Genomic DNA, 13,184 nt, shown 5'->3' with positions numbered 1-13,184 from the left:
GGGGGGACCGAAGGAGTGGCCATGGCGGTGCGCGAAGGACACGGGGGACACGGGGGACGCGGGGCGCGGCTCGGAGCGGGGATCGGCTGGCGTCCGGAGATCGCGGACGCGGTGGAGCGGATGCCCGGCATCGACTGGGTCGAGGTCGTCGCCGAGAACGTCTGCCCCGGCCATCTGCCGGACTCCCTGCTGCGGCTGCGCGAGCGCGGCGTCACGGTCGTGCCGCACGGCGTGTCCCTGGGGCTCGGCGGCGCCGACCGTCCGGACGAGGGGCGGCTGACGGCCCTCGCCGAGCGGGCCGAGGCGCTGGGCTCGCCGCTGGTCACCGAGCACATCGCGTTCGTCCGCGCGGGCGGGCCGCTGACCGCCTCCCCGCGCCTGGAAGCCGGCCATCTGCTGCCCGTCCCGCGCACCCGCGACGCCCTCGACGTGCTGTGCGAGAACGTGCGGATAGCGCAGCGGGCGCTGCCGGTGCCGCTGGCCGTCGAGAACATCGCGGCCCTCATCGCCTGGCCGGGCGAGGAGATGACGGAGGGCCAGTTCCTGTACGAGCTGGCCGACCGCACCGGTGTGCGCCTGCTGATCGACGTGGCCAACCTGCACACCAACCACGTCAACCGCGGCGAGGACCCGGCCAAGGCGCTCGCCGAGCTGCCTCTGGAGGCCATCGCGTATGTGCATGTCGCGGGCGGTTTCGAGCGGGACGGCGTGTGGCACGACAGCCACGCCCACCCCGTACCGGGCCCGGTCCTCGACGTCCTCACGGACCTCGCCTCCCGCGTCAGCCCGCCCGGGGTGCTCCTGGAACGCGACGAGAACTTCCCCGAACCGGCCGAACTGGAGCGGGAGCTGACCGCGATCCGCGAGGCGGTGGAGACGGGCACCCGCGCGCGTACGGGGGCAGCGGCGGCAGCGGAGACGGCCGCCCTGACGTCGGCCCCGCGCACCGCCCCGGCCGTCGGCGAGCCCGTGCGGCAGCGGCTCGCGCTCGCGCTGACCGCGCTGCTCTCCGCGCTGGTCGCGGGGACTCCCGCGCCGGAGGGCTTCGACCGGGCGCGGCTCGCCGTGCAGTCCCGGGCGCTGGCCTCGAAGCGGGCGGACATCGTGGCGAAGGTGGCCCCGGAACTGCCGGACATCCTGGGCCCGGACTTCCGCCCCGCGTTCCTCGCCTACGCCCACACCCGTCCCCTGCGCGGCGGCTACCGCCGGGACGCCCTGGACTTCGCCGAGCATCTGCTGCTGAACACCGGCCTGAAGGAGGGCCGTGCCAAGCGGGCCCTGAGGCAGTGGTGGCTGGACCGCTCGGGCCCGGCCCCGCGACGCCGCTCACGGCTGGCACGGGTGGGGCGCTCGCTGATCGGCCGGTGAGCGTTCGGTCGTACGGCCGGGCTCCTCGCTGTGCGCGGACTAACACCCGCAGCCCACCGACGCACCCGACCGCCCGATTCACCCGCCTTCCTGCACCTATGCCACCCGCTCCCCTGCCCCGTTTCACCCCCAATGCCCCATCTCAACCCTGCACCCGAGTGCGGAAGTTGGCACGGACCCCGCAGTAATATGCCAATCCCGCACCCGAAACGAACCAGCGTGCGGTGCCATGAGCAGGAGGCACCATGCGATCGCGACCACGACCCCCGATCAAGGGCAGAGGTCTCTTCAGCGGCACCGGCCTCATCATCACCGGCCTGACGGCGACCCTGGCGGCGCTGATCTTCCCGATCTGGTCGTACGCCGACCGGTCCGGGACGGGACTGGACGTGCTGAACACCCAGACGGTGTCGACGCGGTACGGCCCGCTGTCCGGTCTCGACCGCGAGTTCATCACCAAGGTGCGACTGGCGGGCCTGTGGGAACTGCCGGCCGGCCGGCAGGCGCAGCAGAAGGGCACCACCCAGGCCGTACGGACCGCGGGGCAGCATCTGATCGAGGGGCACGCCTTCCTCGACGAGCGGGTCCGCGGCGTGGCCTCCCGCCTCGGCCTGGAACTGCCCAACGAGCCCACCGACGAGCAGAAGGGCTGGCTGGCGGAGCTCTCCGCGGCGCAGGGCACCGCCTACGACCGCGATTTCGCCAACATCCTGCGCCTCGCGCACGGCCGGGTGTTCTCGGTGGTCGCGCAGGTGCGCGCCGGCACCCGCAACTCGCTGGTGCGCGACCTCGCCGACGACGCCAACGCGACCGTCCTGGACCACATCAAGGTCCTGGAGGCCACCGGATACGTCGACTACGACGCCCTGGCCCGCGCCCTGGCCTCCGGCGCGACGCCGTCGCTGACGTTCTCCTCCGGTCCGCCGGGCCCGGTGGACGACCCCGCCCCGGCGGTCCCGGTCGCCCCGGCCCCGCAGGAGCCCACGCCGTCCCCGAGCTACTCCCTGCCGCCGGCCGTCAGCGGCCCGCCACCCGAAGGCTCCTGACCGGCCGGGAAGCCAGGTCCCCTCAGGGAAGCGGAACGTCACATATCCACAACGCTCCGTCCGGATGGTGAACAGGCCATGGCCATGCCAGGGCGTCTGTCATAGAAACACGGCATGTTCTGGGTCCTTCTCCTGCTGCCGGCGTGGGCCGTCGCGGGCGCGGCGTGCACGCGGCTGTGCCTGGCCGCCGTACGGGCGGCGGCCGCCGACGACGAGAACGCGGGCCGGGGACACGATCTGACGCTGTACGAGGCGGCGTTCCTGTCCGGCGGGCCCGGCAGGGTCGCCGAGCTGACCCTGGTGTCCATGGCCCGCCAGCGGCGGCTGCTGCTCGCCCACACCGGCTGGGCGACGGTCGTGGATCCGCTCGGGCGGGACGAGATGGAACGGTCCGTCATAGGGGCCATCGGTCCCGAGGGGCAGTCCCGGATCGCGCCCGTGCGCGCCGCGGCGGCGACCGCGGACGCCGTCCGCTCGATCGCGGACCGGCTGGTCGGCGCGGGCCTCGCGGTGCCCGACGGGGCGCGTACGACGGTGGCGACCGGGGTGCGGCAGGTGCGGATCGCCGCCGCCGTCGTCCTGGCGCTGGGAGCGGCCGCGCTGCTCACGCCGGTCCCCTCGGAAGTGCCACGCTCGCAGATCGCGCTCTGGTTCGCGCTGCCGCTCGCCCTCACGCTGAGCTGTCTGGCCATCGCGCGCGTGGAGGTCCATCCGTACGCGCGCTGGGCCTCCCCGGCGGGGCAGCGGCTGCTGGGCGCGCTGACGCGGGGGACGGCGGACATGGACGCCGGCGACGACGACCGTACGTATCTGACCTCCGTCGCCGTACGAGGCATCCGCGCGGTCGGCGAACCGGACCTGCGGGCGGCCTTCACCGCCCGCACCACCCCCTGGCCCGACTGACCGAGGCCCCCGGCGCCCTCCGGGGGCGCACGGGGGCATTGGGGCCGACACCCGGGGGCGGTGCTTGCCTTCCCCGACGGTCGAACCAAACATCCCTTTTGTCGCCGCCGCGCACCGAAGGGACACGCGATGAGAGCCGCCGCCCTCTACTCGGCCGCCGGAGCCCTGCTCCTGGCCACCCTCACCGCCGTCCCCGCGGGAGGCGTCCCCCAGGGCTCACGGGCCGCCGCCGAGGCGCGCGGCGTCGCGCTCGCGGCCGCCCGGGCCGAGGCCGCCGGGATCACCTTCGGCGCGTGCCCGGGGGCGCAGGACATGCCCGGCAGCATGCGGTGCGGCACCGTCACGGTCCCCCTCGACTACGCCCGTCCGGACGGCCGGCAGATCCGGCTGAACGTCAGCCGGGTGCAGGCCACCCACCGCGACCCGCACAACAGCAAGCGCCGGGTGCCCCGGCAGGGCGCGCTGGTGTTCAATCCGGGCGGGCCGGGCGGCTCGGGCCTGTACTTCCCGCTGATCGGCCTGCTGCCGGAGTGGAAGCGCATCGGCGCGGCCTACGACCTGGTCGGCTACGACCCACGCGGGGTGGGCCGTTCGGCACCGCTGTCCTGCCAGGACCCGAAACACTTCTTCAAGGGCCCGTCGCCGGCCCCCACGCACCCCTCGGAGACGTTCAAGCGGGAGCGGATCGCCGAGGCGAAGGCGTACGCGCGCGGGTGCGCGCAGCGCGGCGGCGAGGCGCTGCGCCACATCAACTCGCTGAACAACGCCCGCGACCTCGACGTGCTGCGGTCCGCGCTCGGCGAGGAGCGGCTGACCTTCATGGGGGCGTCGTACGGCACGTACTTCGGGGCGCTGTACGCCGCGCTCTTCCCCACGCACGTACGGCGGATGGTGTTCGACGCGGCGGTGAACCCGGACCCCGAGCAGATCTGGTACCGCGGCAACCTGGCCCAGTCGGCGGCGTTCGAGAGCCGCTGGGCGGACTTCCGGGAGTGGATCGCCGCGCACGACGACGTGTACGGGCTCGGCGACACACCGGAGGCGGTGCAGCGCAGCTACGAGCGGGCGCGGGCCCGGCTGGCGGCGGAGCCCGCGGGCGGGAAGGTCGGACCCGGCCAGTTGCAGGGGGCGTTCCTCCAGGCCGGGTACTACGACGACTACTGGCCGCACCGCGCGCGGGCGCTGTCGGACTACCTCAGGGGCGATCCTCGGCAGCTGATCGCGCAGGCCGGGCCGGTCGCGGAGGCGGCGGCGGAGGCGGAGAACGCCAAGGCCGTCTACACGGCCGTGGAGTGCAACGACGGGCCCTGGCCGACCGATTGGCGGGTGTGGGACCGGGACAACACGCGGCTCGCGCGCGTGGCGCCCTTCGAGACGTGGGACAACGTGTGGGCGAACCTGCCCTGCGCGTACTGGCCCGTGGCCCGGCAGCGCCCCTTGGACGTGCGGACCGGACCGGGTGAGTTGCCGCCGACCCTGATCCTGGCCGCGGAGCGGGACGCCGCCGCGCCGTACGAGGGGGCGCTGGAGATGCATCGGCGGCTGGCCGGGTCGGTGCTGGTGACCGAGCGGGACGCCGGGACCCATGGGATCGCGGGCGGGCCGAATCGGTGCGTCAACGGGCACCTTGAGGCGTATTTGCTGGAGGGGCGGCTGCCGGTTCGACGCGCGGCCTGTGCGGGGCATCCGGCGCCTGAGCCTCGGGCCGCTCGGTGATGCCGTCCGCGGGTCGTCCTGGACTGATCGCGCGGTTCCCCGCGCCCCTTTCGGGGCGCGGGTGACCACCGGCGTTCGACAACAGCCCTTACGCCAGGCCCGCCACCAGGTCGGCCACGGACTTGCGGCGGCCCGTGTAGAACGGCACCTCCTCGCGGACGTGCATGCGGGCCTCCGAGCCGCGCAGGTGGCGCATGAGGTCGACGATGCGGTGCAGTTCGTCGGCCTCGAAGGCCAGGATCCACTCGTAGTCGCCCAGCGAGAACGACGCGACCGTGTTGGCGCGGACGTCCGGGAAGCCACGGGCCATCTTGCCGTGGTCGGCGAGCATGCGGCGGCGGTCCTCGTCGGGGAGCAGGTACCAGTCGTAGCTGCGCACGAACGGGTACACGCTCACGTAGTCGCGCGGCGTCTCGTCGGCGAGGAACGCCGGGATGTGCGAGCGGTTGAACTCGGCGGGGCGGTGCAGCGCCATGTTCGACCAGACCGGCTCCAGGGCGCGGCCCAGCTTCGTGCGGCGGAAGAGGTTGTACGCCTCCTGGAGCTGGTCGCTGGTCTCGGCGTGCCACCAGATCATGACGTCGGCGTCGGCGCGCAGCCCGGACAGGTCGTACGTGCCGCGGATCGTCACGTCCTTGGCGGCGAGCTGGTCGAACAGCTCCTGGACCTCGTCCGCGTACCCCGCGCGGTCCTCGGGCAGCGCGTCCTTCAGCCTGAAGACGGACCACAGTGTGTAGCGGATGACCTCGTTGAGGTCCTTGGCCAGCTTGCCCTTGTTCGGGATCCTGCCGGCCTCGGTGGTGGGGGCGTCGTCACTCATGCCCCTTATTCTCCCGCTCCTCCGTGCAGACTCTGCACCGGGTGGGCGGTGAGCTCCTGCACACCGCCCGGGTCTCCTGCCAGCTGGTCCACCGCCGCGTGGGCGCTCGCGACGCAGGCGGGGATGCCGACGCCGTCGTACGGCGCGCCGCACACCGCGAGGCCGGGGAGCTTGGCCACGTGCTCGCGGATGCGGGCCACGCGCGCGTGGTGGCCGACCGGGTACTGGGGCAGGCCGTCGGTCCAGCGGGTGACGCGGGTCTCCAGGGGGGCGGCGTCGAGGCCGACGGCCTTACGCAGGTCGTGCCGGGACACGTCGACCAGGTGGGCGTCCTCGTGGCCGAGGATCTCCGTCTCGCCGTACCGCCCGACGGAGGTGCGCAGGACGATCACGTCGGGGTCCTGGGCGCCGATCCAGCCCCACTTCTGGGAGGCGAACGTGGACGCCTTGATGGTGCGGCCGTCGACGGGCGGCACGAGGAAGCCGCTGCCCTCGGGGAGGGCGACGTCGGCGCGGCGGTAGGCGAGGGTGACCAGGGCCATGGAGGCGTACTCGATGGCGCGCAGCTCGGCGGCGGCGCCGGGGGACTCGGCGGACAGCAGCCGGGCGGCGGCGGGCGCGGGGACGGCGAGGACCACCGCGTCGGCCTCGACGGTGCGGTCGTCGGCGTACACCTCCCAGCCGTCGCCCGTATGGCGCAGGCCGTGCACCGCGCTGCCCACGCGGATCTCGCCGCCCCGCGCGCGGACCGCGTCGGCGACGGCGAGCGGCAGGGTGCCGATGCCGCCGTCGAGGCCCATGAACACCGGGCCGGTCTGCTGGTCGGCCGCCGCCCTGGCCTGGATGGCGCGGACGGCCTCGGTCAGCGAGGTGTGGGTGCGGGCGGCCTGGAAGAGCTGGGGGACGGCCGAGCGCATCGAGAGGCGGTACGCGTCTCCGGCGTAGACCCCGCCGAGGAGGGGCTCCACGAGGCGGTCGACGACCTCGCGGCCGAGGCGCGCCGCCACGTACTCCCCCACCGCCACGTCGTCGCCGACCTCGGTGCGGGGCAGGTCGGCGTCGCGCTCGATGCGGGCGAGTCCCTCGTAGGACAGGACGCCGGCGAGGGCGGCGGCGGTGCCCGGGACGCCCATCACATGCCCCTTGGGCATGGGGCGCAGGGCGCCGCGGGTCCAGATCGACGCCGTCGCGGTGGCCGGCGGCCGGAGCCGGTCGGCGAGGCCCACCTCGCGTGCGAGGCCCACCGCCTCGGGGCGGCGGGCCAGCATCGACTCGGCGCCCAGGTCCGCGCGCACGCCCGCGATGTCGCCGGCCAGCAGCTTGCCGCCGACCCGGCCGGAGGCCTCCAGCACGGTCACGCGCGCGCCGCGCCCCAGCAGCCGGTGCGCGGCGGCGAGGCCCGCGATGCCGGCTCCGATGACGACGACGTGCTGCCCGGTGGCCGTGTGGGGTGCGCTCATGGCTCCACCTTCTCAGACGTCACTGACAGTCGTGCCAGGGGCCTTTGGACCCCGGGGCCGGGACCCGTGTCGCCCCGCCGAGTCCGGACCGTGACCGCTTCGGAACGCGCCCGCGTCAAACGTCCCGGCCCCGTGCGGCGTCCAAGGAGCGTCAGTCGTCACAACACCCTGGGGGGTCAAGCCCGTATGCGCACACGTCATCCCGCACGACGTCCGGTCCCGGTCCTGGCCGGTCTCCTGCTCGCCGCCTGCCTCGCCCTCACGGGCTGCAGCGGCGCGAACGACACCGGCGCGAGCAGCTCCGACGCGAAGGCGGCCGCCGGCGGCGAGATGGCCGGTCCGGCGGACGCCAAGGAGGGCTCGGGGGCCGCCGGGGCCGCCGGCTCGAAGGCCACGGCCCCGGCCGCGCCCAAGCTCACGGCGAACCAGATCATCCGAACGGCGACCCTGACCGTGCAGGTCGGGGACGTACCGAAGGCCCTCGCGGCGGCCCGTGCGGCGGCCGAGGGAGCGGGCGGTTACGTCGGCGACGAGACCACCACCCGCGACGAGGACGGGGACGAGCACACGCGCGTGGTGCTGCGCGTGCCGGTCGCCGCGTACGAGACGGTCCTCACCGACCTCCAGGGCACGGGCAGGCTGATGGAGCGCACCGCGAAGGCCCAGGACGTCACCGACGAGGTCGTCGACGTCGACAGCCGGGTCCAGTCGCAGCGCGCCAGCGTCGCGCGGGTGCGCGAGCTGATGGGGCGGGCCACCAAGCTCAGCGACGTCCTCGTGCTGGAGGGCGAGCTGAGCAACCGCGAGGCGGAGCTGGAGTCGCTGCTCGCCCGGCAGGCGTCCCTGAAGGACCGCACCGCCATGGCGACGATCACCCTCACCCTGGACGAGAAGCCGACGCCGAAGGACACCGGGAACGACGAGCCGGGCTTCGTGGACGCGCTGAGCGGCGGCTGGGACGCGTTCGTGGCGACCCTGCGGTGGATCGCGATGGCGCTCGGCGCGGTCCTGCCCTTCGCGGCCCTGGCCGCGCTGCTGGCCCTGCTGTGGCTGCGTGTCGTACGGCCCCGCAGGCGCCGCGCGGCCGCCGCGCGCCCGGTCGCCGCGCCGGAGCCCACCTCCGCGCCGGAGCCGGAACCCGCGCCCGCGGTGACGCCCGCCGTTCCGCAGGAGGAGCCGCGACGCGGTGAGCGGGACTGACGGTACTGGCGGGGCTGACGGGACCCGGCATGCCGCGCGCCCGTAGCGTGTTCGCATGAGCATGAGCGGCAACGCGCACGGCGGGGGCGGCAGCGGCGGGCCCGCCCGGGAACGGCTGGTCGTGATCGGCGGGGACGCGGCGGGCATGTCCGCCGCGTCCCAGGCCCGTCGGATGAAGGGCCCGGACGCCCTGGAGATCGTGGCGTTCGAACGCGGCCACTTCACGTCGTACTCGGCGTGCGGCATCCCCTACTGGGTGGGCGGCACCGTCCCCGAACGCGACCGGCTGATCGCCCGTACGGCACGGGAGCACCGTTCGCGCGGCATCGACCTGCGACTGCGCACCGAGGTCACGGAGATCGACGTGGCCGGGCAGCGGGTACGCACGCGTGACGTGGACTCCGGGGAGCGTTCCTGGACGTCGTACGACCGGCTGGTCGTCGCGACCGGCGCGCACCCGATCCGCCCGGACATGCCGGGCGCCGACGCCGCCGGGGTGCACGGCGTGCAGACGCTGGACGACGGCCAGGCCCTCCTCGACAGCCTGACACGCGCGCGGGGGCGGCGGGCGGTCGTCGTCGGCGCGGGCTACATCGGCGTGGAGATGGCGGAGGCGCTCATCAACCGCGGCTACGAGGTCACGATCGTCAACCGGGGCAGCGAGCCCATGTCCACCCTGGACCCGGACATGGGCCGCCTGGTGCACGAGGCGCTGGAGGGCCTGGGCATCACCATGGTCAACGACGCCGAGGTCACCGAGCTGCGCACGGACGACGACGGTTGGGTCGAGGCCGTGGTCACGCGGGACGCCGAGTATCCGGCCGACGTGGTCGTGCTGGGCATCGGCGTGCGCCCCGAGACCGCGCTCGCCGAGGCCGCCGGCCTCCCCCTGGGGGCCCACCGGGGCCTGCTGACCGATCTGTCGATGCGGGTGCGCGGCCACGAGAACATCTGGGCGGGCGGCGACTGCGTGGAGGTCCTCGACCTCGTCTCCGGGCAGGAGCGCCATGTCGCCCTGGGCACCCACGCCAACAAGCACGGCCAGGTCATCGGCACCAATGTGGGAGGCGGTTACGCCACGTTTCCCGGCGTGGTCGGCACGGCGGTGAGCAAGGTCTGCGACCTGGAGATCGCCCGCACGGGTCTGAGGGAGAAGGACGCGCGCAGGGTGGGTCTGCAGTTCGAGGCGGTGACGATCGAGTCCACGAGCCGCGCGGGCTACTACCCGGGCGCGAACCCCATGACGGTCAAGATGCTCGCGGAACGCCGCACGGGCCGGCTGCTGGGCGTGCAGATCGTGGGCCGGGAGGGCGCGGCGAAACGGGTCGACATCGCCGCGGTGGCCCTGACGGCCGGCATGACGGTGGAACAGATGACCGCCCTGGACCTCGGCTACGCGCCGCCCTTCTCACCGGTGTGGGACCCCGTCCTGGTGGCGGCGAGAAAGGCGGCGGCGAGGGTTCGGACCTAGGACCCCGCGACCCGGCAAGAGCCGAACGCTGGGCTCTAGGCCGTCCCGCTGATCCGTGGCAGGGCGGAGACGGCTGCCGCGGCCTGCTCGACCGGCTTGGCGTGGGCCGCCGCGGCCGGCCGTGACCGCAGCCGATGGCTGACGGCTTCGTCGAGCGTCACCGGCCGCTGCGTCTGCGCGGCCAAGCGAGCCGCCTCCTGGCCCAGCCGGGCCACGTCCTCCCACGGCAGCCGCACCACGAGGGACAGCTCCGCCTCGCCGTCGGGCAGAGCGTGCATCGGAGGAGTAACTCGGTCGTTCATCGCCTGATCCTCACGTCGGTTGCCCCCTCATACGCACGGGCGCGGCGGCGTGTTCACCGATTCGCCGAACGGATCGGGGGCAGTACTTCCTTGTGGTCATCCCCGTCCATGACGTGAACCCGGTGCGCCGCACCCCCTGGGTGACGTACGCGCTGATCGCAGCGAACGTCTTCGTCTTCCTGTTCATGCCCGGCCTGGCCGGCTCCGTGGCGGGGGACAGCAGCCTGGCCCAGTCCTGTCATCTGCACGCGTTCCTGGAGCACTACGCGGCCGTACCCCGCGAGTTGATCCACCATCAGATGCCGCCACTGGTCCCCACGGGCGACGTCGGGGTCGGCCCGCACGGGGCGGGCTGCGTGGTGGGCCCGCCGGACTACGACAAGTCGCCCGCGCTCAGCGTCTTCACGGCGATGTTCCTGCACGGCGGCTGGCTGCATCTGCTGGGCAACATGCTGTTCCTGCTGATTTTCGGCAACAACATCGAGGACCGCATGGGCCACGTCCGCTTCGCGCTGTTCTACGTCGCCTGCGGCTACGCGGCGTCGTACGGCTTCGCGCTCCTCAACGACGGCTCGGCGGACCCGCTGATCGGCGCGTCCGGCGCGATCGCCGGGGTCCTGGGCGCCTATCTGGTGCTGTATCCGAGGGTCAGGGTGTGGGTCCTGGTGCCGTTCCTGATCTTCCTGCCGCTGCGGCTGCCGGCCTGGCTGGTGCTGGGCTTCTGGTTCGCGCTGCAGGCGGTGTACTCCTCCGGCGAGGGCGTCTCCGACGCGGGCACGGTGGCGTACGCCGCCCATGTGGTCGGTTTCCTCGCGGGCATGCTGCTGGCCTGGCCGCTCAAGGCGGGCACGCCCCAGCCGCCGGAGCCGCGCGGCCTGCTGTTCGGCAGACGGGCCCGTCCCGGTTGGTGACGTACGAGGCCCCCGGACCGCGCGGTCCGGGGGCCTCGTACGGGAGATGCCGTCAGCGGGCCGTGCGCGTGTGGACGTAGTCCACGAGGTGGGTGAGGGCGTCCGGGTCGGTGGAGGGCAGGACGCCGTGGCCGAGGTTGAAGACATGGCCCTCCAGTCCGGCGGCCGCGTCGAGGACCTCGCGCGTCCTGGCCTCGACGGCCTCCCGGGTGGAGAAAAGGATCGTCGGGTCGAGGTTGCCCTGGAGCGCCTTGCCGGGGCCGACGCGGCGGGCGGCCTCGTCGAGCGGGACGCGCCAGTCGACGCCGACGACGTCCGCGCCGGCCTCGCCCATGAGGTTCAGCAGCTCGCCGGTGCCGACGCCGAAGTGGATGCGCGGGACGCCGTAGCCCGAAACGGCGTCGAAGACCTTCGCCGAGGCCGGCATGACGGAGCGCCGGTAGTCGGCGGGGGCGAGGGCGCCGACCCAGGAGTCGAAGAGCTGCACGGCGCTGACGCCCGCCTCGATCTGGACCCTGAGGAAGGCGGCGGTGATGTCGGCGAGGCGGTCGAGCAGGTCGGCCCACAGCTCGGGGTCGCCGTACATCATCGCCTTGGCGTTCTCGTACGTGCGGGACGGGCCGCCCTCGACGAGGTAGCTCGCGAGGGTGAAAGGCGCGCCGGCGAAGCCGATGAGGGGGGTGGCGCCGAGCTCGCCGGTCAGCAGGCCGATCGCCTCGGTGACGTAGGGGACGTCCTCGGGGGTGAGGTCGCGCAGCCGCGCGAGGTCGGCGCGGGTGCGGATCGGCTGCTCGACGACCGGGCCGACGCCGGGCTTGATGTCGAGGTCGATGCCGATGGCCTTGAGCGGGACGACGATGTCGCTGAAGAAGATCGCCGCGTCGACGTGGTGCCGGCGCACGGGCTGCAGCGTGATCTCGGTGACCAGCTCGGGCCGCATGCAGGACTCCAGCATGGGGATGCCCTCGCGGACCTTGCGGTACTCCGGCAGCGAGCGCCCGGCCTGCCGCATGAACCACACCGGCGTGTGCGGGACGGGTTCACGCCTGCACGCCTTCAGGAAGGGGCTGTCGTACGTCGCTGTCGGCTGCTTGCCCGTGGGGCTTCCGTTGGCACTCACGTCGGCAAGTCTCCCACGGCGCGAAGGCCGACCCGGCCGCACCCCGACGGGTGTCTTGCCCTGCGCGAAGGCCCCGTTCCCCTTAATCTTCCCCGCATGGCTGCGGCTCAGGGACGACTGTCGGACGGCGCTGGCGGAATGGACGACGAGAACGAGGGGGACCGGGATGGGACCAGGACGGCTCCGCTGCCCTTCCGGGCCGCCGTCGAGGCGCTGCGGGCGGCGCGGCTGCGACCGCAGATCGAGATCGAGCCGACCCCGCCGCCCCAGCGGCTCGCCCCGTTCGCGTACGCCCTGGAGGCGACGGTGGTCGACGGCGAGCAGGATCTGGCGGACGGCCGGCTGGTGCTGCTGCACGACCCGGCCGGGCACGACGCCTGGCGCGGGACGTTCCGGCTGGTGACGCTGATCCGGGCCGAGCTGGAGCCGGAGATGGCGGCCGACCCGCTGCTGCCGGACGTGTCGTGGTCCTGGCTGACCGGCGCGCTGCAGGCGCGCGGGCTGACGTACGGCGAGCCGAGCGGCACCGTCACGCGCGCGAGTTCGCACTACTTCGGCGGGCTGTCCGCGCGCCCGGCGGCCTCGCAGATCGAGATCCGTGCCTCGTGGACGCCCCGGGAGGGCCTCGGCGGGGTGCCGGACACGGCCGGGCATCTGGCGTCCTGGTGCGATCTGCTGGCGCAGGTCGCGGGGCTGCCGCCGGCCGGTCCGGGGGACGCGTCGGTGGTGACGCTGCCGCAGCGGCGGGACCCCCAGTCCCGCTGAGCCGCCCCCTCCCGCCCCTCCCGTTCCCTCCGGTCATCTGATCCGCTGTTCAACCCCGCACGGGCACATCTTGGGGATCTCTTTGTCGATACGGACACTTTC

The 13,184-nt window shown here is 73.8% G+C and carries 12 protein-coding genes; 8 read left to right on the top strand and 4 right to left on the bottom strand.

Annotation, left to right across the window (positions count from 1 at the left end; translation table 11 throughout):
• Positions 1-21: 21 nt before the first annotated feature.
• The 4 genes from ACZ5NW_RS01055 to ACZ5NW_RS01040 all read left to right on the top strand — a co-directional run bounded on the left by ACZ5NW_RS01055 (position 22) and on the right by ACZ5NW_RS01040 (position 5,033).
• A complete protein-coding gene (locus tag ACZ5NW_RS01055; protein WP_468741569.1) occupies positions 22-1,368 on the top strand; it encodes an MbnB/TglH/ChrH family RiPP precursor modification enzyme in 1,347 nt (448 codons plus the stop codon).
• A gap of 245 nt (positions 1,369-1,613) precedes the next feature.
• Positions 1,614-2,414, top strand: coding sequence for a DUF4142 domain-containing protein (locus tag ACZ5NW_RS01050; RefSeq protein ID WP_468741568.1), 801 nt, complete (start codon positions 1,614-1,616; stop codon positions 2,412-2,414).
• A gap of 114 nt (positions 2,415-2,528) precedes the next feature.
• Positions 2,529-3,317, top strand: a complete 789-nt coding sequence (locus ACZ5NW_RS01045; RefSeq protein WP_468741567.1) for a TIGR04222 domain-containing membrane protein — start codon at positions 2,529-2,531, stop codon at positions 3,315-3,317.
• Between the two features lie 129 nt (positions 3,318-3,446).
• The gene (locus tag ACZ5NW_RS01040) at positions 3,447-5,033 is read left to right on the top strand and encodes an alpha/beta hydrolase (RefSeq protein WP_468741566.1); all 1,587 of its coding nucleotides are present in this window, start codon (positions 3,447-3,449) and stop codon (positions 5,031-5,033) included.
• Positions 5,034-5,121: 88 nt separating this feature from the next.
• Here ACZ5NW_RS01040 and hemQ read toward each other — a convergent pair whose 3' ends face one another.
• On the bottom strand, positions 5,122-5,853 hold the full coding sequence (gene hemQ, locus ACZ5NW_RS01035; RefSeq protein ID WP_468741565.1) for a hydrogen peroxide-dependent heme synthase: 732 nt from the start codon (positions 5,851-5,853) through the stop codon (positions 5,122-5,124).
• Between the two features lie 5 nt (positions 5,854-5,858).
• Complete coding sequence (hemG, locus tag ACZ5NW_RS01030; protein ID WP_468741564.1) at positions 5,859-7,313, bottom strand: protoporphyrinogen oxidase; 1,455 nt, start codon at positions 7,311-7,313, stop codon at positions 5,859-5,861.
• A gap of 186 nt (positions 7,314-7,499) precedes the next feature.
• Here hemG and ACZ5NW_RS01025 point away from each other — a divergent pair, with 186 nt between their 5' ends.
• Complete coding sequence (locus ACZ5NW_RS01025; RefSeq protein WP_468741563.1) at positions 7,500-8,513, top strand: DUF4349 domain-containing protein; 1,014 nt, start codon at positions 7,500-7,502, stop codon at positions 8,511-8,513.
• Between the two features lie 55 nt (positions 8,514-8,568).
• Positions 8,569-9,984, top strand: coding sequence for an FAD-dependent oxidoreductase (locus ACZ5NW_RS01020; protein ID WP_468741562.1), 1,416 nt, complete (start codon positions 8,569-8,571; stop codon positions 9,982-9,984).
• Between the two features lie 35 nt (positions 9,985-10,019).
• On the opposite strand, the gene ACZ5NW_RS01015 is transcribed toward ACZ5NW_RS01020, so the two are convergent.
• Positions 10,020-10,286, bottom strand: coding sequence for a hypothetical protein (locus ACZ5NW_RS01015; protein WP_468741561.1), 267 nt, complete (start codon positions 10,284-10,286; stop codon positions 10,020-10,022).
• Between the two features lie 92 nt (positions 10,287-10,378).
• Between ACZ5NW_RS01015 and ACZ5NW_RS01010 the strand changes: the two genes are divergently transcribed.
• On the top strand, positions 10,379-11,197 hold the full coding sequence (locus ACZ5NW_RS01010; protein WP_468741560.1) for a rhomboid family intramembrane serine protease: 819 nt from the start codon (positions 10,379-10,381) through the stop codon (positions 11,195-11,197).
• Positions 11,198-11,249: 52 nt separating this feature from the next.
• Here the strand turns inward: ACZ5NW_RS01010 and hemE are convergent, their stop codons facing one another.
• On the bottom strand, positions 11,250-12,317 hold the full coding sequence (gene hemE / locus ACZ5NW_RS01005; RefSeq protein WP_468741559.1) for a uroporphyrinogen decarboxylase: 1,068 nt from the start codon (positions 12,315-12,317) through the stop codon (positions 11,250-11,252).
• A gap of 96 nt (positions 12,318-12,413) precedes the next feature.
• Between hemE and ACZ5NW_RS01000 the strand changes: the two genes are divergently transcribed.
• Positions 12,414-13,082 carry a DUF3000 domain-containing protein gene (locus tag ACZ5NW_RS01000; protein WP_468741558.1) on the top strand — a complete coding sequence of 223 codons (669 nt, stop codon included), beginning with the start codon at positions 12,414-12,416 and terminating at the stop codon, positions 13,080-13,082.
• The last annotated feature ends 102 nt before the right edge of the window (positions 13,083-13,184 follow it).

The sequence above is a fragment of the Streptomyces sp. NPDC032126 genome, assembly GCF_055580085.1.
This window is presented reverse-complemented; position numbering and strand designations above follow the sequence as displayed.